This window comes from Bacilliculturomica massiliensis (assembly GCF_900605495.1).
Lineage (GTDB): Bacteria > Bacillota > Clostridia > Peptostreptococcales > Anaerovoracaceae > Bacilliculturomica > Bacilliculturomica massiliensis.
The window spans coordinates 23,626-41,319 of record NZ_LR027584.1 but is presented as its reverse complement, the minus strand read 5'-3'; the positions used below and the strand labels follow the sequence as shown (position 1 = coordinate 41,319).

The following is a 17,694-nucleotide window of genomic DNA, read 5'->3' as shown; positions in this document are numbered from 1 at the left end:
CGTTCAAAACACAATAGATAAGGAAAGAGAGTTAAAATGATTTTATCAGACAAGACGATCCTGAAGATGCTGGAGGAGCGGACGCTTTCCATTTCGCCCCTTGAGAGAGAACAGATACAGCCGGCCAGCGTGGACATCCGCCTGGGCGATACGTTCAGCGTGGTGGACGATTCCACCGGCGGGGTCATCACCATGGGAAAAGAGATCCCTTACAGGACGATGAAGACGGAGCGTTATTTGCTGCTCCCTGGACAGTTCGTTCTCGCCACCACCATGGAATACATCTCGCTTCCGGACGATCTGACGGCTTTTGTAGAGGGCCGGAGTTCGCTTGGGCGCATGGGACTGTTCATTCAGAACGCCGGCTGGGTCGATCCCGGGTTTCAGGGAGAGATCACGTTGGAGCTGTTCAACGCCAACCGCTGCGCCATCGAGCTTGAGGCCGGCAGGAGAGTGGGGCAGCTGGTGTTTGCCCAAATGGACCAGCGGGCGCTGAATCCGTACAACGGAAAGTATCAGGGACAGAAAGGCGCCACGGGATCGAAGGTCTTTCTGGATCAGGAGGCCGTTATTTCTTGAGTATTCTCTTTAAGTATGCGGCGTCCAGTAAATTCACGGTCTGGAATTCACCTTTATAAAATACGCCCCAGTTGTTGAAAACACAAGGCAGGTCCTTGGCTTTCTGAAGCGTATCTACCTGGATCAGAGATGCGGGAACGTCGTTTTCGTCACAGTACTGCCTGATCATCCCGATGTTCTGGCAGACGTAGGGGCACTGCATATCATAATAAACCGTCAGCTCCTGGTTTTCAATTTTTCCGGTTTTCGCATTTTCTGCGAACTTTGGCGCGGTTCCGTCAAAAGACAGAGCGAGCAGTTCATATCCATTGTCTGTTTCGTCGACCACCTCAAAGCCGTATTTCTTTGCGAAGGCCTGATCAGAAAGCCAGGATTTCTGTTTTTTCGCCCCGAGCATGCAGACGCCGGATCTCCCCTTTTGTCTTGCGTCGGCCAGACAATACTCCAGCAGCGATTTTCCATACCCTTTTCCTTTGTAACTGCCGGAAGTCCACAGGCAGTACAGATAAATATAGTTGTCGCCGATTATGGGGACCCATGCTGTTTCGAGAGGGGAGTATTCGATAAACACCACGGCCTTTGCATTTAACTTGCGAAAGACGTGGCCTTCATCCAGCCGGTCAGAAAGCCACTGCCGCTTTGCTTCGACGCCCGGATGGGGCTTCTTGCTGCGGATGATACAACAAAGATGCTCATCCGCAAGATTTTCTTTTGTCACGTTTATAAATTCAGTATTCATCTGCTCCCTTTCGATCCTTTTCTGAAAACTCATGCAGAACTGAGGATAAACGGCCGCGCGTTACGCGCCGCCGTCCATTTTGCTGATGGAGGGATCCACCTGCCAGAAGTCGATCAGAGCCTGATACTCCCGGCGGGCTTTTTCTGCCTGACCGGCGGGGCCGTTTTCCGCGTCCGGCTGTCTGACGCAGCGCAGCATGATGTTTTTCGCCGTGTGCTCCAGGCTGGTAAATTCGATCATGGAGACGTCGTAACCGTGTTCCTCCAGCTTCAGCGCCCGCAGGGCGTCGGTGAGGATGGCGGAAAACCGTTCCTTTAGAATGCCCTGCCGCAGTATGGGTCCGTTCAGATCGTTTTGTATCTGATCGAACAGCTCGTGCTGGCAGCAGGGTACGGACAGAATGATGGAGGCATTCCATCTGACGGCTTTGATCAGCGCGAAGTCCGTGGCTGTGTCGCAGGCGTGGAGCGTGACGACCATATCGGCGCAGGCGGTATCGTCGTACTCGGCGATGTCTCCCATCTCAAAGCGCAGTCCGTCATAGCCCAGATCTCCGGCCACACGGCTGCAGAATTCGATCACGTCCTCTTTCAGATCAAGGCCAACGATGTTCACGTTTTTCCCCAGAAGGATCTTCAGATAATAATAGAGGGCAAAGGTCAGGTAGGCCTTTCCGCAGCCGAAGTCGATGATCTTCAGCGGCCTGTCCGGCAGACTGTTTGGCAGACTGCCTATCACGTCTGATACGATCTCAAGGAAACGGTTGATCTGTCTGAATTTATTGTAGTGTTTGGGGATCACCTGTCCGTCTCTGGTCATCACGCCCAGACGGATGAGAAAGTCGCAGGGTCTTCCCTCGGGGATGAGATAGCGCTTTTCCTGATCGTGTGACAGAGCCCCCATGGTCTTTGTGGGCGGCTTTTTGATTATTTTTGGTTTTTCGGGTCTGGCGGCCAGCACCTGATAGTCTGCCTCGCGGCTGAAAATATTCGCCTGCTTAAACTCTTCGGACAGCAGGCGGAGACACAGCTCCGCCGCGTCCGCGGCGGTCAGGTTTTCGTGGGTGGCTTTTTTTTCGTAATGATATTCCGCCTGATAGTGCAGGACGCCGCGCAGCGTCAGAGGGCGAAGCGTCACCTTGCGGCAGGGGGCGCTCTTTTTCCGCGGCGCTCCGAATACCAGCTGTATGAGAGTCTGACCGTCGATGAGCGATCTCAGAAGCTCTGCGAACTTGTCCATTCTGTTTTCCTCCGTGTGCGCCGCCTGTGGCGGGCCCGTTGTTCTGTATATTATCTGTATATCAGCGATCTTTGACGGCGGACGCGTTCAGGGCGTCCGCGATCATTTGCCGGATCTCCTCGCTGATGGTGCGCGTGTGTTCTTTTGCCATATCTTTTGTAACGATGGGCGGAAGGACGGTGATCCGCACGTGAGCAGGGCGAATGGAAAAACCGTGTTCTTCCATGGCCTGGTAGGAGCCGTCGATGGCCACAGGCACGATGGGGACCTGGGCTTTCAGAGCGCAGCGGAGAGCTCCCGGTTTGAATTCGCCCATCTGGGGACCTTTGCTCCGGGTGCCTTCGGGAAAGATGACCACGGACTGGCCCTGCTGAAGCAGAGCCTGAGCGTCGTTCAGGCATTTCAGCGACTGGCGCGGATCCTCTCTGTCCATAAAGGGACAGTCAAAAAAGGTCATCCAGCTGCGGATCCCTGGGAGCTTCGCCAGTTCCTTTTTCGCCACAACGCTTTTCAGGGGGCCCAGTTTGCAGAGGACGATGGGAATATCGAAGTTCCCCTGGTGGTTGCAGACGAAGAGAGCGGCGTCCTGGGGGATGTGCTCCGCGCCGTCCACCGTGACAGTGACGCCGGCGGCTTTCAGCAGCCGGGAGGCCCAATTTTGAACGACCCGCTCCACAAGGGGCCGTATCTCTTCTTTTTTGCCGTTTTTGATTTTGCTTTTTACGTACAGCATGAGCGGAAGCACGCTCACAAGATAGAGCCAGAAGTATAAAAACCAGATAATCGTTCGCATAGGTATGGATCCCTCTTTTCTTCCTTGATCATGTGCGCAGCGGGGAAAAGAGCGCCGGTCCGGCGCCCCGCGGCGCGGGTTTTGTCCAGAAAATATCATACCAAGGTTGTCCGGAAATTACAATGGAAAGAGAAAAAAAGATGGGATCCTCCCTGCTCACAGAGCAGAAGGATCCGGCCCGGCCAGCGGAATTCCCAGATATCCGAAGACAGCCTGCGCCATAGCGAGGGCGATGTCATCCGTGCTGTCTGAGATCCACTGGGAATCTTCGCGGTTATCGTGGTAGCCCAGTTCGATGAGGATAGCCGGGGCTTCTGCCCGGCGGAGCTCGGTCAGCGTGGTGTTGGGAATGACGGCCACCAGGTCCGGTTGGGGATAGATGGCCTTCAGGCGGTCGGAGAAGAATTTTGCCGCCCGGGCCCCTTCGTCGCTGTAAGCATAGTAATAGACGTCGGGACCTCGGAGAGCGCCGGGCAGAGTGGGCGGAGCCGCGTTGGAATGAAGGGCAAGATGGAGGTCGCAGTCTGCTGCGTTGGACTGCGCAACGATCTCTTCCAGGGTGTCTCCAGGACTGTTTCGCGCGATGCGGACGCCGCCTGCCTGGAGGTGGGGGATCATGGCGTCGGCGATCCGATTCATATAGTATTGTTCGTTTCCGCCGGTTATGTAGGGATTGAGCTCCTGTACGGATGGACTCAGATAAATACTTGACATAGCTGTTCTCCTTTGCGGGTTTACGGGCTCGGTTGCTGTCAGTGTATGCGGCGGGCGGAAAAATTGTTACTTTCGTGAGGCGTAGGGGTACGGGCAGGGCCACGGGCCGCCCGTCCCTCCGGCCTGCCGTTTGCCCGCCGGACCGACCGCCGGTATTCTGTTGTAAGAGACGGATCGGTATGATAAAATAAGACGGATCACGGCGAAGTATAAGAAGAAGGGGAAGGGGAAGCGGAGATGGAATACGAGTGCCAGCGATATGAAGATCTGGAATTGAAGGAGGAAATGGTCCGGGACGGGGTGTTTCGGGAATGTACCTTCGTCAAGTGCCGGTTTTATGAGCTTCAGGTAAAAAACTGCACGTTTCGCGACTGTGTTTTTGAGGATTGTACGATACGCAGCTGCCGGTTTCAGTATACGGACGCTTCGGGAAACGGATTCCGCCGCTGCACGCTGGTGGGAATGGACTGGACGCAGGTGCTTCGTGAAAAGAGCGCCACGCTGCCGTTTCTTTATTTTGAGGAGTGCACTTTAAAATACAACAGCTTCTATCATTTGAAACTGCGGAGATTTGATTTCAGCGGCTGCGATCTGTCGGGAAGCTTTTTTGAAGGCTGCCGGATGGCGGAAAGCAAGTTCCGTGATACGGAGCTGAAGGATACGGCCTTTTCGGACAACGATCTTATGGGGGCGGATTTTCGTGACGCCAGGAATTACGCTCTGTCCGTGGAGAACAACCGGCTGAAGAAGGCCCGGTTTCTGTTTCCAGAGGCTGTAAATCTGCTCACTGCTTCCGGGATTATCGTGGAGTGATCCTCTGTCTTTCCTGTAAGGCGGGCAAAAATATGGATAAAAAAATTGTGTTTTGGAATTTTATATGATATAATTTAAAGGTTATTTAGGACAATGACCGCGTGCGCATCCGGCGGACCCGGTTTGAAATAATCAGAGTGCAGGCAGAGCACCTGCAGCTTCCATTTTTTTACGCATGCGGATCCGGTCCGGAGGGCAGAGGGGCAGACAGCGAAAAATGGAGCGCGGGATCCGGCGGAGCCGGGGAACGACGGCCGGCCTGAGGGCTGACGGGGCTCTGCAGTTTTGAAGGAAGCGAGCGATAACGAATGAGTAAAAATGAAAAACAGAAGATCATCAATATAGCGGTGATCGCCCACGTCGATGCAGGCAAATCCACACTGGTGGACGCCTTTTTGGCTCAGAGCGGCGTGTTTCGTGAAAACGAGGCCATGACCGACTGCGTTATGGACAGCAACGATCTGGAAAGGGAGAGGGGGATCACGATCTATTCGAAGAACTGTTCCGTTATGCACGGCGAATACAAGATCAACATCGTAGATACGCCGGGACACGCGGATTTTTCCTCCGAGGTAGAACGGATCATCAAGACGGTGGACACGGTGATCCTGCTGGTGGACTCCAGCGAAGGTCCCATGCCCCAGACCCGTTTCGTGCTGCAGAAATCACTGGAGCAGGGGCTGAACCCCATTCTGCTCATCAATAAAATAGATAAAAAAGACGCCCGGATCAAAGAGGTAGTAGACGAGGTCTACGAGCTGTTCATGGAACTGGACGCCAACGACGCGCAGCTTGATTTTCCCATCCTTTACGGCATCGCCCGTCAGGGTATCGTAGTCAGAGACCCGTCTGAAGTCACGGATCTGGAAGTGGGAGAGGGCGAGTCGAAAGTCAAGAAGAGCGCCGCGGGACAGAACGGTCTGAACATTATGCCGCTGTTTGATACGATCATCCAGCATGTGGAGGCCTATCCGGATCGCAGAGAGGAGCCGCTGCAGTTCCAGATCTCCGCTCTGGGCTACGACGACTACATTGGAAGACTGGGCATCGGCCGCGTGGACCGGGGCACCATCCACACGGCGGAGCAGGTGGCGGTGACGAAGGAAGACGGTTCCGTGGTCATGCGCAAGATCAATCAGGCCTTCGTCTACAGAGGACTGAAACGTGTCGCTGTGGATGAAGCGGACTGCGGGGATATCGTGGTAGTCTCCGGAATTTCCGATATCACCATCGGGGAGACGATCTGCGACGCGCAGCATCCCGATCCGCTTCCCATGATCCACATCGAAGATCCCACGCTGTCCATGAATTTCATGGTCAACAAATCTCCCTTTGCAGGGCAGGTGGGCAAGTTCGTGACTTCGCGCCACATCAAGGAGCGTCTGGAAAAGGAGCTTGAAGTCAACGTGGGCCTGCTGGTAGAGCCGCTGGACACTACCGACGGATTCAAGGTGTCCGGAAGGGGCGAGCTGCATCTGTCCATCCTCATCGAGAACATGCGCCGGGAGGGTTACGAACTGGCGGTCTCCAAGCCGGAGGTCATCATGCACCGGGATGAGAAGGGACACAAGGTGGAGCCTGTTGAAGAGGTAGTCATCGAGGTGCCCGACGAGTATTCCGGCACTGTGATCTCTGAGCTGAATCTGAGAAAGGGCATGATGAAATCCATGTCCGGCAGGGACGGCCGTTCCAGACTGGAATACATCGTTCCCACGCGGAGCCTTCTGGGCTACCGCAGCCAGTTTATCAACGAGACCCGGGGAGAGGGGACCATGGTCCGCCGGTTTGCCGGGTATGAGGAATACAAGGGAGAGATCCCCAAGCGCGCCAACGGCGTGATCATCGCCCAGGAAGAAGGGACCACCTCCGGTTACGCGCTGAACAATATCAGCGAGCGCGCCACCATGTTCGTGGATCCTGGCGTCAAGGTCTACGAGGGAATGATCGTAGGCATGAACAGCCGCAGCGAAGACATGGTGGTCAATCCCTGCAAAGCGAAGAAGGTATCCAACATGCGGGCCGCCGGCAGCGACGAATCGATCAAACTCTCTCCGCCTCGGGTATTCTCTCTGGAGGAAGCGCTGGAGTTTATCGCGGACGACGAGCTGGTGGAGGTAACGCCCGGCGACATCCGCCTGAGAAAGAAGCTGCTGAAGGAGCTGGACAGACGGCGTTCCGGCAGGTAATGGGACAGGGCGCAGAAGATCCTGCCATTGCTAAACGGGAAGCAGATAATGGAGCGGAAGGAGAACGAAGGACAATGCTTAAAGGCAAGACAGTCGTGCTGGGTGTGACGGGAAGCATCGCTGCCTACAAGATAGCCGGGCTGGCCAGCAGTCTGGTGAAGCTGGAATGCGACGTTCACGTGATCATGACGGAGAACGCGGTGAATTTTATCAATCCCATCACCTTTGAGACGCTGACGGGAAACAAATGTATGGTCGATACCTTCGACCGGAATTTCCAGTTTCACGTGGCCCATGTGTCGCTGGCCAAGAAAGCAGACGTCATGCTGATCGCGCCGGCCTCCGCCAACGTGATCGCAAAGCTGGCGTGGGGACTGGCGGACGATATGCTGACCACCACCGCGCTGGCCTGCACTTGCAGGAAGATCGTGGCGCCGGCCATGAATACCAATATGTTTCGCAACGCTGTGGTGCAGGACAATATGGAACGTCTGCGGCGCTACGGTTTTCAGGTCATCGATCCGGCCAGCGGATATCTGGCCTGCGGAGACACAGGGGAGGGGAAGATGCCCTCGGAGGACGTGCTGCTCTCTTATATTGTAAAGGAGATAGCCTGCGAAAAAGATATGTGCGGCAGGAAGGTCCTGGTAACGGCCGGGGCGACCAGAGAGCCGCTGGATCCGGTGCGGTTCCTCTCCAACCACTCCACCGGGAAAATGGGCTACGAGCTGGCCCGGGCCGCCATGCTGCGGGGCGCTGAGGTGACCCTGGTCAGCGGCTGGTCCACCCTTCAGGCTCCGCCCTTTGTGAAGAAAGTGGAGGCCCTCAGCGCGGCGGAAATGTTTGCGGCGGTGCAGGCGGAGGCCGGGGAGCAGGATATCGTGATCAAAGCGGCGGCGGTAGCCGATTATACGCCCGCCGTGTGCAGCGGAGACAAGATAAAGAAGACAGAGGACGATATGAGCATACCGCTGGTGAGGACACGGGATATTTTGAGCTGGCTGGGCGAACACAAGAAGCCGGGACAGTTCCTCTGCGGGTTTTCCATGGAGACCAGGGACATGCTGGAAAACTCCAGAGCAAAGCTGGAAAAGAAAAAGGCGGATATGATCGCGGCCAACAATCTGAAGGTTTCCGGAGCCGGATTCGGGACGGACACCAACGTGGTGACGCTGATCACGAAGAACTGGGAGCGGGAACTGCCGCTGATGAGTAAAGAGCAGACGGCTCACGCCATATTAGACGCCATTCTGGCGGAGACGGGCAAGGGCCGGCCCTGGAGGAGCGGCGCGTAATAAGGCCTGACTCCGGAGCAGGGAAGCGCAATAAGGCATGGCCGCGGAGCGGAGAGGCGAAACGGAGAACAGAAATGGATAGTCAAGAAGCAAAGAAAATAGTGTGCGGCGGCGGGAAGGAGCTTCTGCGCCTGGGCCTGGTGGCCGGGACATGGGGCAATGTGAGCTGCCGGGCCGGCGGCAGCGCGATGGTGATCACGCCCAGCGGCATCCCCTACGACAAGCTGGAGCCGGATGATATGTCCACAGTGTCAATTGAGGATCTCACCTTTGAGGGACGCAGACCTTCATCGGAAAGTCCCATGCATGCGGCGATCTACCGGACGCGACCGGAGGTAAACGCCGTGATCCATTTTCACTCGCTCTACGCCTGTACGGCGTCGGTGCTGGGAGAGGACGTTCCTCCCTATTTGGAAGACATGGCGCAGATCATCGGACCCAGCATCCGCATCAGCAGACATGCGCTGACGGGCAGCCCTCTGCTGACAGAAAACGTTCTTGACGCACTCTCGGGACGGTTCGGCGCGCTGCTGGAAAATCACGGCGCAGTCTGTGCGGGCAGGGACATGGAGGAAGCCTTTGCTGCTGCCCTCATACTGGAAAAGGCCTGCCAGACCCATCTGCTGGTGAAGACCGCCGGAGGCGGCAGAGCGCTCACGGTGGAGGAAGCGGAGAAGTACAGGGATTTTTATCTGAATTCGTATCAGAAGCGTTAGAAAGCCGGAACATGGCCGGAGGACCCGCGCATATTTGCAGCGGATCCTCCGTTTTTTTATAACATAGGAAATATCGTCCGCAGATATTTCCGTATGTTTCAAAAAAGTTCACCTTGTGAAGGGGAGCCCGCAGGGCGAATATGTTTCCGAAGGAAACTTTTTTATGCAGGAAATAACGCGAAGCGTGTTCCAGATGAAACGGATCTATCGGCACGCGCTCTGGGGCTCGATGGCCGCGGACTTTTTTCCGCCCTGCGTTTCTGCCAGATAGATGCCTGCGCAGACCAGCAGAAGGGAGATCAGCGTGGTGACGCTGAGGAAGGATTCTCCAAGGAAGATCCCCGATAAGATAACGCCGAATACAGGGGTCAGGAAGTTGAAGAGAGCCACCTTCCCGATGGGATTGTATTTGAGCAGCACGGTCCAGAGAGTAAAAGCCACGGCTGAGAGCAGCGCCAGGTAAAACAGTACGGCCAGGGCGGCCGGATCTGCGGCGCTGAACCGGCCGCCGAGCAGGAGTCCGGGAAGGATCAGAAGGACGCCTCCGATCAGCAGCTGGTAACCGGTGACGGTGATGGAATCGCCCCGCTCTGTGGCCGTCTTGCTGATGATGGAGCTGCATCCGAAGGCAACGGCGGCAAGGAGCATGAAGCCCTCGCCGTTGAGAGCGAAGCCGCCGCCCAGGCCGCCGCTTCCCTGCAGGTTGACGAGAATGATCCCCGTAAATCCCGCCAGACAGCCCAGGACCTTACGCAGGTTCAGACGGTCGCTGCGATAGAAAAAATGGGCGGTGAGAACGGCGAAAAACGCTCCGGAGCTGGCGATGATCGAACCCTTTACACCGCTGGTATGGCTGAGCCCAACGTAAAAGAATACATACTGGACCGCTGTCTGGACCAGTCCCAGCAGGGCGATCGGCCCCAGGTTCGCCCGGGAGGGGAACACCATCTTGCGCTGGGTAAACAGACCGTACAGAATCGTCATGAGACCGGCCAGAGCAAAGCGCAGGCCCGCGAACAGCAGCTGAGCGGCCGTGTCGCCCGGGGAAATAGAAAACATCTGATAGCCGATCTTGATGGCGGGAAACGCGCTGCCCCACAGCATGGTGGCGATGACGGCCAGCAGCAGGATCCCAGCGGTGCGCGAGGCAAAGGGACGGCCGGATCCGATGGCCGTTCCCGTATTCATCTGTGCCGATGTGGCTTCTTCATTGGTTGGATTCAAGCGAGGTACCTCCGTTAGTTTCTGATTAATATAAGATGTGATTTTTCTACCCTGTTTAAAGCGCGGCGAATCACAGGACGTTATAGTCAGATTTTTTTTTCTTTTTTGCATCTCGCCGCAGTTCGGTTCCCGTTTTGCAGAATCCTCGGAACAGATGGCCGGACATGTAAACTGATCATGAAAGTCAATAATTATTTATCGTTTTTCGATAAATAATTATTGACTTTCATTTGGACTGGTAGTATTATCATGTTGCGGGGAAGTCATGACCCCCGCGCGCATTCCCGGGGCGACGGCGGACGGAAGATCCGGCCTGACTGGTCTCTCGGGGCTGCGCCGCAAATAGAATTCTATACTGCAAGGAGAAAAGTACTTATGTGGAATGCGAAAAAATCGGTAACGCTGTCGCTGGTCTGCAACCGTCTGGTGATCGCCGCAGTGATCGCAGTGGCTGTGGGCACTCCCTGGCTGGTGAACGGATATGTGTATTATCTGGAAAAACGCCAGTCTGTGGCCCAACCGCTGATGGTAACGCTTATCGCCTCCTGCGCGGTAGCGCTGGTGGCGCTGCTGTGTCTGGACCGTCTGCTGGTCAACATCAGAGAGAGCCAGGTTTTCATACCTGAAAACGTCGCTCTGCTGCGGAGGATATCCTGGTGCTGCTTCGGCGTCGCCGTCATCCTTCTCGTATCGTATTATTATCTCTTCTTCCTCATAGCCGGCATCGCGGCGGCCTTCATCGGCCTGATCCTGCGGGTAGTAAAAAATGTTATCGAGGAAGCGATCATTTTGAAAAACGAAAATGATCTGACGATATAGGGGGGGATGACAGTGGGAAAGATCGTGGTCAATCTCGATGTAGTCATGGCGAAGCGGAAAATTGCCGCGGGCGATCTGGCTGAGCGAGTGGGCATAACGCCGGCAAATCTGTCGATCTTAAAAAACAACAAGGCGAAAGCCATTCGTTTTTCCACATTGGAGGAGATCTGCCGGGTGCTGCAATGCCAGCCGGGAGATATTCTGGAGTATCGGGATGAGTGAGGGCGGACGCGCGCGCCGGTAAAGAAAGATCGGAGGAATGGGGATATGGATACGGAGATGACGGGGGGAATGAACGGAAATGTGAGCCTGCCGCTGACGGAACACCGGAGGACAGAGGGACAGGGGCTGATGGCGTGGGGCATGCTGCTCATCGGCTTTCTCTATATGGACTGGGTCTTCGTCAGCGCCGCCGGGCTGGGAACTGCGCTTTTCGCGGTGGTTTTCTGCGGAGCTGCGCTGTGCTACATGGGAAAGAACGGTTATGGCCAGACTGGGACCAGCCTGTTTTATCTGGCTGTCGTGCTGCTGTCGGCTGCGAATTTCGCAGTTTTCGATAACTTTGTGCTGGGAGCCTTCAACATGATATTTCTGCACTGTATGACCGCTTATTGGGTGTGCGTGACCACGGGCCGGCGGATCGGCGGCGATCTGTCTTTTTATGCGGCGGGCGACTTTTTCAGTCAGATGGTTTTGGTCCCCTTCGGAAATTTTGGCCGACATTTCGTATCTCTCTTCGAGAGCATGCGCAGAAAAAAGACTCTCAGCGCCGAACAGAAGGCTGCCAACAGAGGCAGAAAGATGAATATTCTGTTCGCGGCGGCTGGGCTGGTCGTCATACTTCCCGTCCTGATACTGGTCACGGAGCTGCTGGCCGACGCGGACGCAGCCTTTGAGGAACTCATAAGCCGCATCCATTTTACCTTTGAATGGTCTCTTCCTGAAAATATGTTTCGATATGTGGCGGAATTCATCTTCGGAATCCCGGTGGCCTGCTATCTGTTCGGACTGGTGTACGGCGATGTGACGGGCAGGAGAACGGACGCCATCACGAAGGATTCGATGGACAGGGCGGCCCGGGCAGTGCGGTTCATGCCAAAAGCGATGACGTTGACGGCCATGGGGGCGCTGACGCTGATCTATGCGGTGTTTTTTGCCACACAGGCGGCGTACCTGTTTTCCGCCTTCCGAAACAGTCTGCCTGTGACCATGACCTATGCGGAATACGCCCGGCGGGGATTTTTTCAGCTCTGTACGGTGGCGGGGATCAATCTGACGGTGATCGCGGCTGCAGCTCTGTTCTCGGAGTCCACAGAAAAAAGCGGGGGCGGACCGACGCCGAAAGGGTCGGCGCGGGAGACAATGCAGGGCCCGATCCCATCGGGACCAGGGCAGGGTGAAAACCCTGGGAGCGCAGTGGAGCTGATCGAAAAACCGAAAAAGGGAGAGACGGAGAGGGGAGGGGAACTTCCTGCAGCGCTTCGGGCCGTGACAGCAGCGCTCTGCGTGCTGACCATGCTGCTGATCGCCACCGCGGTGAGCAAGATGGGCATGTATATTCATTACTACGGTCTGACGCAGCTGCGCCTGTACACCACGGCGTTCATGGCGCTGATGTTCCTCTGCTTCGTGATCATTCTGGCCCGGCAGGCGAGAGTCTTCAACTGCGGAAAGTGGCTGGCCCTGACTTGTATGATCGGTTTTCTGGCTATGACCTACAGCAATGCGGACGGTCTGATCGCCTCCTATAACATCGGACGTTATCAGGAGGGAACGCTCTCTGATCTGGATGTGCCGGCTCTCAGCGGGCTGTCCGACGCTGCGGCCGCGCCCATGTACGAATTATATGAGAAGACGGAAGACCCCGGGCTGAAGCAGGAGCTCTACACGGCGCTGATCCAGAGGGGACGGGGAGACTTCTTACAGCCGGCGTACAGCCGGACAGATCTTCGCAGTTGGAATTACCAGAAAGCCCAGGCGGAGCGGATCGCAGAAAAGCTCACAGGGGGAGCGGGCGAGAGGACCGGCGGAGACGAGCTCTTTCGGGCGGCGGACCTGATGGGGTTTGACGTGTGGAGCGGCCAGGTGATCAGAGGTATGGACACGCACGGCGGGTTTCACGGAGACGGAAGGACCTATATCGAGATGGATTATTCCGCTGCGGACACAGAGTTGGGAGCGGTGCTGGCCGCAGACCCGGATTGGAAGCCGCTGCCGCTGACGGATGCTCTGCAGAGAGCCGTCTACGGCCAGCAGCCCGATGAAACGACGTATTACGCATCGCTGGTGGAATCACCGGAGGAAGGCATACCGGCCATTCCCCCGGTGACGCGGGGGTATTACCGGTTTGTGGACCGCAGCAGTCAGAGCCTGGACCCCCAGGACGATTCCCAGCTCTTTGAACGGAATTCCTACAATTTTACGCTGGCGATCTACGATGAAGAAACGAAGATCCTGTATTATTTTGAATTAGATACGTAGGTGTGCGGACCAGACGAGAGAGATCTTTGCAGCGCGGCCTACGGAGGACCGGGAGCAGGGAAAAAATAACCGCAGAAATAGTATTCAGAAAGAAAAGGACAGCTTTTGGGCGCCGGTATCGGCGCGTGAGAGCTGTCCTTTTGTTGTGCGCCCTCAGCCCTGGTCCATGTACGGCCGGGGCAAAATGACTTCAGCCAAATGGCCGTTGCGGCTTCGATATCCCTCCGGGCGGTAACGAAAATATGAAATAAAAAAATATTACATTTTTCAATATAATAAGTTGAAATATTGTTTCTCGTATGATATATTTATTACAAAATAATTGTCTGAATAATGAATTAATATTACATAAGGGGAAGGAGCGCGCTATGAATGATTTTATGTCTCATATGATACGAAGTGAGCTGGAAGATGTGGTGGGCAGGGAACACGTCTCAGTTTCGGAAAGCGACCGGCTCACCCACAGCGTGGACTATTTCTGGCTTTCAAGGCTCTGGGAGGACAGGAGCAGGACGATGCCGCTGGCGGATATTGTGGTGTACCCGGGCAGTGCGGATGAAGTGTCGAGGATACTGGTCATCGCCAATTATTATAAGATACCTGTGTTCCCCTGGGGCGGCGGCGCGGGTTCGCAGGGCGGAGCGCTGCCGGTAAAGGGCGGTATCCTTCTGGACATGAAACGGATGGACAGAGTGATCAGATTTGACGAGAGATCCATGTGCGTGACCGCAGAGGCGGGGATCAATTATATGCAGCTGGAGTGGTATGTAAATGAGAAGGGGTATTCGCTGATGCATTACCCCAGTTCTCTCACCTGCAGCACGCTGGGCGGATTTCTCGCCCACAACGGCATAGGAGTGCTGTCCACAAAATACGGAAAGATCGACGATCAGTGTCTGAATCTGGAGATGGCGGTCCCCAGCGGCAGGATACTGCGGTCCGCTCCGGTGCCGAAACACTCCTCCGGTCCGGGAATTTTACATATGTTTATCGGTTCTGAAGGCACGCTGGGCGTGATCACGCAGGCTACGATGAAGATCTTTAAGCGGCCTGAGACCCGAAGATTCAGAGCATTCCTGTTTCCTGACGTACCGGCAGGACTGGCCTTCGGCAGAGATCTGCTGCAGGAATTCCGTCCCTCGATCATGCGTCTGTACAACGAGGAAGAGACGAGATCGATCATCAAAAGCATTCTGGGGGTGGAGAAGGACGGAGCTTTCATGAATATTGCCGTAGAAGGAAATGCGGAGATCGTGGAGATCGAAGAGAAGATCGCCCTGCGCATGTGTGCGGAGCGCGGCGGAATGGATCTGGGGTCGGATTACGGAGAGAAATGGTGGGACAGCAGAGTGACCTTCTTCTATCCCGATCACGCACTAGACCTGCCGAAGATGTTCGGTACTCTTGACACGGTAGCTACATACTCGAATATAGAAAAAATTTACTGGGCCTTAAAAGAAACCATTGAGAGTTTCAGCGGCGTTCGTTTTATCGCTCATTTCTCTCACTGGTACGAATGGGGGGTGATGATCTATGACAGATTTATCATCGAAGATCCTCCGCAGGATCCGGAGGAAGCCATGCGTCTGCACAATGAGATCTGGAACGCCGGTATCCGGGCCGTATTGGAAAACGGGGGAGTGGTGAACGATCACCACGGCGTGGGTCTGAAGCTCGGCAGGCTGATGAAGGAGCAGTACGGTGAGAGCATGATCGCGCTCGAAGCGCTGAAAAAGGAACTGGACCCCAACGGCATTATGAATCCGTTCAAGCTGGGCTTATAAGACATTGCGAGGAAAGGAGGGAAAGAAAATGTTATCTGGAAAGGCAATGGATACAATCAGGGCCTGCCGGTTTTGCTGGATGTGCAGGCATCTCTGTCCGGTGGGGCTGGTCACAGGGAGGGAGGCGAATACGCCCAGAGCAAAAGCGCTGCTGCTGGATATGGAACAAAAAGGAAGGGAACTGATGGGGGAATACGCGGAGGATATGTTTCAGTGCTGCCTGTGCGGCGCATGCGCGTCTTCCTGTGAGACAGGCTATGAACCGCCAGTTTTTATCAGGGAGGCGAGAAGAAATATCGCTTCCGGCGGACTGGCTCCTAGGGAAATCTCCGATGTGATCGGCGATCATTTAAAAGCAGGAGATGCACCCGGTGCAGCGGCAGTCCGGGAGGTGAGAAGCGCCGGGGCCGCGGGTACTGCGGACACGCTGTTCTTTAGGGGAGCCCGGCTGTCTGAGAAAAACAGGGAGATGGCGGATGCTTTCGGAGAGATACTGGAAAAAGCAGGGGTCTCCTATCTGATGTTCGAGGAAGAGCCCGCCGACGGTAACGAGCTGTTTGATCTGATCGGCGAGACTGCGGAAGTGAAGCGTACTGCCGTGAGATGTGCAGAGGCGATCAACGGCAGCGGGGCAGAGCGGGTCGTGGTGCTGAATCCTTCCTCCGCCCGCATGTTCAGGCAGGAGTATCCTGCCTGGGGATTGGAGCTCTCTGCGGAGGTGGTGACGGCCACGGTTTTTGCGGCGGAGCTCCTGAAGTCGGGGAAAGTAAAAGCTGAGAGGGCGGATATGGAAGGCCCCGTGACCTTCCACGACCCCTGCCGTCTTGCCAGAGATCTGGATGAAACGGAAGCGGCCAGGGACATCATTGCGGCCATGGGCTGCGAGCTGAGGGAAATGATACAGAGCAGGAAGATCACCAAGTGCTGCGGCGGTACGGTACTGGCGTCCCATTCGCCCCGTCTGGCGGAGCAGACCGCTTCAGGGAGACGGGCCGACGCGGACCGCATCGGCGCCGGATCGATCCTGACGGCGTGTCCGGGCTGTCTGTCCGTGCTTCGGGGAGGCAGCGGGACGGCAGAGGTAAAGGATATTTTTGTATTTCTGAACGAGAGGATACGGTGCAGCGAATGAACAAAGCCCGGACAGAACGCGGGCGTATGCAGCGCTCGCTGAGGTTCGGCAGACGGGAGGAATTCTATGAAAAAGTTTTTGCGAACAGCAGTATGTCTGACGATGGCAGCGCTGATGTCTATGGTAACAGGTTGCGGAGCCAGAGGGTCGGCGGGCGGCGGTCAGGACGCAGGGGATGGCGCGGAAACCATCGAACTGAAACTGGCACATATCTATTCCACAAACAGCAACGAAGATCAGTATTTCCAGGAATTCAAAAAACGTGTGGAGGAGGAGACGGAAGGCGGAGTGACGATCACGATCTTTCCCAACAGTCAGCTGGGCTCCGAGGCGGAGACCATGCAGCAGGTGGTACTGGGCACCACCGACATGGCCTTCGGCGAAGGTTCATCCTGGGCGAACGCTATCAATAAACCGGAATTGGGCGTTTTCGGACTGCCGTTCCTGTGCTCCGATCTTGACGGTCAGGCGGCGATAATGAGAGAACTGGTGCTGCAGGAGGGGACCGATATGATGGTGCCCAGCGGCGTCCGTCCCATTTTTTCCTTCTCTGGATCGATCCGAAACGCGATCATGAAGACGAAGCCCATCTATACGCTGGAAGACTGCAAGGGCGTAAAGATCCGCGTGCCGGAGGTATCGCTGTTCGTAGACACCTGGAAGAACCTGGGCGCAAATCCCACCACGACTCCCTGGGGCGATGTCTATACGGCCATCTCTCAGGGCGTAGTCGAAGGAGCGGAAGTGGATGCATGTACGATCGTGGACTCCAATCTTCAGGAGATCACCAAATACTACTCGCTGACCGGGCATATCAGTTCTATCAATATCGTCGCCGTCAACGAAGAGAAATGGCAGACGATCCCGGAAGAGTACCGGTCGGTCATACTGAAGGTGGGCGCGGAAGTGCAGGAAGAGCAGGTGAAGGCCAGGAAGACCGCCGACGATGAGGCCGTAGACGTGATGGAGGCGGCCGGCGTGGAGGTAAACAAACTGGAGGACGGCGAATACGAAAAAATGGTAGCGTCGCAGCAGCCCATTTACGATCAGTATGCGGAGGACTACGGTCTGGGAGATCTGATCGGTAAATTGAAGGAGGCGGGCAGCGGTAAATAATGTGGAATGCGGGATGCCGGCTGTTTTCCGGCGTCCCGCGCCGCATCCCTCTGAAGGAGGTGTT

At 55.7% G+C, this 17,694-nt stretch carries 16 protein-coding genes; 11 read left to right on the top strand and 5 right to left on the bottom strand.

Annotated elements, in window-relative coordinates; all coding sequences use genetic code 11:
* Window positions 1-36: 36 nt before the first annotated feature.
* Window positions 37-579 (top strand): dCTP deaminase, encoded by a 543-nt coding sequence (gene dcd / locus E0E37_RS00205; RefSeq protein ID WP_130860970.1) that lies wholly within the window; start codon window positions 37-39, stop codon window positions 577-579.
* Here dcd and E0E37_RS00200 read toward each other — a convergent pair.
* The 4 genes from E0E37_RS00200 to E0E37_RS00185 all read right to left on the bottom strand — a co-directional run bounded on the left by E0E37_RS00200 (window position 569) and on the right by E0E37_RS00185 (window position 4,064).
* A complete protein-coding gene (locus E0E37_RS00200; RefSeq protein WP_130860969.1) occupies window positions 569-1,318 on the bottom strand; it encodes a GNAT family N-acetyltransferase in 750 nt (249 codons plus the stop codon). The two genes, dcd and E0E37_RS00200, sit on opposite strands and share 11 nt — an antisense overlap.
* Window positions 1,319-1,378: 60 nt before the next feature.
* On the bottom strand, window positions 1,379-2,557 hold the full coding sequence (locus tag E0E37_RS00195) for a class I SAM-dependent methyltransferase (RefSeq protein WP_130860968.1): 1,179 nt from the start codon (window positions 2,555-2,557) through the stop codon (window positions 1,379-1,381).
* A 61-nt stretch (window positions 2,558-2,618) separates the two neighbouring features.
* Window positions 2,619-3,350, bottom strand: a complete 732-nt coding sequence (locus tag E0E37_RS00190; RefSeq protein WP_130860967.1) for a lysophospholipid acyltransferase family protein — start codon at window positions 3,348-3,350, stop codon at window positions 2,619-2,621.
* A gap of 156 nt (window positions 3,351-3,506) precedes the next feature.
* Window positions 3,507-4,064 (bottom strand): N-acetylmuramoyl-L-alanine amidase family protein, encoded by a 558-nt coding sequence (locus E0E37_RS00185; RefSeq protein ID WP_130860966.1) that lies wholly within the window; start codon window positions 4,062-4,064, stop codon window positions 3,507-3,509.
* 237 nt (window positions 4,065-4,301) lie between these two features.
* On the opposite strand from E0E37_RS00185, the gene E0E37_RS00180 reads away from it, so the two are divergent.
* The 4 genes from E0E37_RS00180 to E0E37_RS00165 all read left to right on the top strand — a co-directional run bounded on the left by E0E37_RS00180 (window position 4,302) and on the right by E0E37_RS00165 (window position 9,074).
* Complete coding sequence (locus E0E37_RS00180; protein WP_130860965.1) at window positions 4,302-4,877, top strand: pentapeptide repeat-containing protein; 576 nt, start codon at window positions 4,302-4,304, stop codon at window positions 4,875-4,877.
* A gap of 308 nt (window positions 4,878-5,185) precedes the next feature.
* Window positions 5,186-7,063, top strand: a complete 1,878-nt coding sequence (gene typA, locus E0E37_RS00175; RefSeq protein WP_130860964.1) for a translational GTPase TypA — start codon at window positions 5,186-5,188, stop codon at window positions 7,061-7,063.
* A gap of 74 nt (window positions 7,064-7,137) precedes the next feature.
* A complete protein-coding gene (gene coaBC / locus E0E37_RS00170; RefSeq protein ID WP_130860963.1) occupies window positions 7,138-8,358 on the top strand; it encodes a bifunctional phosphopantothenoylcysteine decarboxylase/phosphopantothenate--cysteine ligase CoaBC in 1,221 nt (406 codons plus the stop codon).
* A gap of 74 nt (window positions 8,359-8,432) precedes the next feature.
* The gene (locus E0E37_RS00165; RefSeq protein WP_130860962.1) at window positions 8,433-9,074 is read left to right on the top strand and encodes a class II aldolase/adducin family protein; all 642 of its coding nucleotides are present in this window, start codon (window positions 8,433-8,435) and stop codon (window positions 9,072-9,074) included.
* A 204-nt stretch (window positions 9,075-9,278) separates the two neighbouring features.
* Here E0E37_RS00165 and E0E37_RS00160 read toward each other — a convergent pair whose 3' ends face one another.
* On the bottom strand, window positions 9,279-10,298 hold the full coding sequence (locus E0E37_RS00160) for a DMT family transporter (protein WP_246019590.1): 1,020 nt from the start codon (window positions 10,296-10,298) through the stop codon (window positions 9,279-9,281).
* 375 nt (window positions 10,299-10,673) lie between these two features.
* Between E0E37_RS00160 and E0E37_RS00155 the strand changes: the two genes are divergently transcribed.
* From E0E37_RS00155 to E0E37_RS00130, 6 genes are all read left to right on the top strand, one after another.
* The gene (locus E0E37_RS00155; protein WP_130860961.1) at window positions 10,674-11,117 is read left to right on the top strand and encodes a DUF2975 domain-containing protein; all 444 of its coding nucleotides are present in this window, start codon (window positions 10,674-10,676) and stop codon (window positions 11,115-11,117) included.
* A gap of 12 nt (window positions 11,118-11,129) precedes the next feature.
* A complete protein-coding gene (locus E0E37_RS00150; protein WP_408608637.1) occupies window positions 11,130-11,339 on the top strand; it encodes a helix-turn-helix domain-containing protein in 210 nt (69 codons plus the stop codon).
* Between the two features lie 45 nt (window positions 11,340-11,384).
* Window positions 11,385-13,598: a DUF4153 domain-containing protein gene (locus tag E0E37_RS00145; protein WP_130860959.1), complete on the top strand. Its 2,214-nt coding sequence runs from the start codon at window positions 11,385-11,387 to the stop codon at window positions 13,596-13,598.
* 368 nt (window positions 13,599-13,966) lie between these two features.
* Entirely contained in the window at window positions 13,967-15,382 is a 1,416-nt protein-coding gene (locus E0E37_RS00140; protein WP_130860958.1) for an FAD-binding oxidoreductase, read from the top strand.
* A 28-nt stretch (window positions 15,383-15,410) separates the two neighbouring features.
* Window positions 15,411-16,514: a (Fe-S)-binding protein gene (locus E0E37_RS00135; RefSeq protein ID WP_130860957.1), complete on the top strand. Its 1,104-nt coding sequence runs from the start codon at window positions 15,411-15,413 to the stop codon at window positions 16,512-16,514.
* Window positions 16,515-16,580: 66 nt separating this feature from the next.
* Window positions 16,581-17,630 carry a TRAP transporter substrate-binding protein gene (locus E0E37_RS00130; RefSeq protein ID WP_130860956.1) on the top strand — a complete coding sequence of 350 codons (1,050 nt, stop codon included), beginning with the start codon at window positions 16,581-16,583 and terminating at the stop codon, window positions 17,628-17,630.
* Window positions 17,631-17,694 lie beyond the last annotated feature (64 nt).

What these genes read in the sequence shown, in the direction of transcription:
- E0E37_RS00195 (WP_130860968.1), bottom strand. Translation starts at nt 2,557, where the DNA reads ATGGACAAGTTCGCAGAGCTTCTGAGATCGCTCATCGACGGTCAGACT.
- typA (WP_130860964.1), top strand. Translation starts at nt 5,186, where the DNA reads ATGAGTAAAAATGAAAAACAGAAGATCATCAATATAGCGGTGATCGCC.
- E0E37_RS00185 (WP_130860966.1), bottom strand. Translation starts at nt 4,064, where the DNA reads ATGTCAAGTATTTATCTGAGTCCATCCGTACAGGAGCTCAATCCCTAC.
- E0E37_RS00145 (WP_130860959.1), top strand. Translation starts at nt 11,385, where the DNA reads ATGGATACGGAGATGACGGGGGGAATGAACGGAAATGTGAGCCTGCCG.
- coaBC (WP_130860963.1), top strand. Translation starts at nt 7,138, where the DNA reads ATGCTTAAAGGCAAGACAGTCGTGCTGGGTGTGACGGGAAGCATCGCT.
- E0E37_RS00180 (WP_130860965.1), top strand. Translation starts at nt 4,302, where the DNA reads ATGGAATACGAGTGCCAGCGATATGAAGATCTGGAATTGAAGGAGGAA.
- E0E37_RS00165 (WP_130860962.1), top strand. Translation starts at nt 8,433, where the DNA reads ATGGATAGTCAAGAAGCAAAGAAAATAGTGTGCGGCGGCGGGAAGGAG.
- E0E37_RS00135 (WP_130860957.1), top strand. Translation starts at nt 15,411, where the DNA reads ATGTTATCTGGAAAGGCAATGGATACAATCAGGGCCTGCCGGTTTTGC.
- E0E37_RS00140 (WP_130860958.1), top strand. Translation starts at nt 13,967, where the DNA reads ATGAATGATTTTATGTCTCATATGATACGAAGTGAGCTGGAAGATGTG.
- E0E37_RS00190 (WP_130860967.1), bottom strand. Translation starts at nt 3,350, where the DNA reads ATGCGAACGATTATCTGGTTTTTATACTTCTGGCTCTATCTTGTGAGC.
- E0E37_RS00130 (WP_130860956.1), top strand. Translation starts at nt 16,581, where the DNA reads ATGAAAAAGTTTTTGCGAACAGCAGTATGTCTGACGATGGCAGCGCTG.
- E0E37_RS00155 (WP_130860961.1), top strand. Translation starts at nt 10,674, where the DNA reads ATGTGGAATGCGAAAAAATCGGTAACGCTGTCGCTGGTCTGCAACCGT.
- E0E37_RS00200 (WP_130860969.1), bottom strand. Translation starts at nt 1,318, where the DNA reads ATGAATACTGAATTTATAAACGTGACAAAAGAAAATCTTGCGGATGAG.
- dcd (WP_130860970.1), top strand. Translation starts at nt 37, where the DNA reads ATGATTTTATCAGACAAGACGATCCTGAAGATGCTGGAGGAGCGGACG.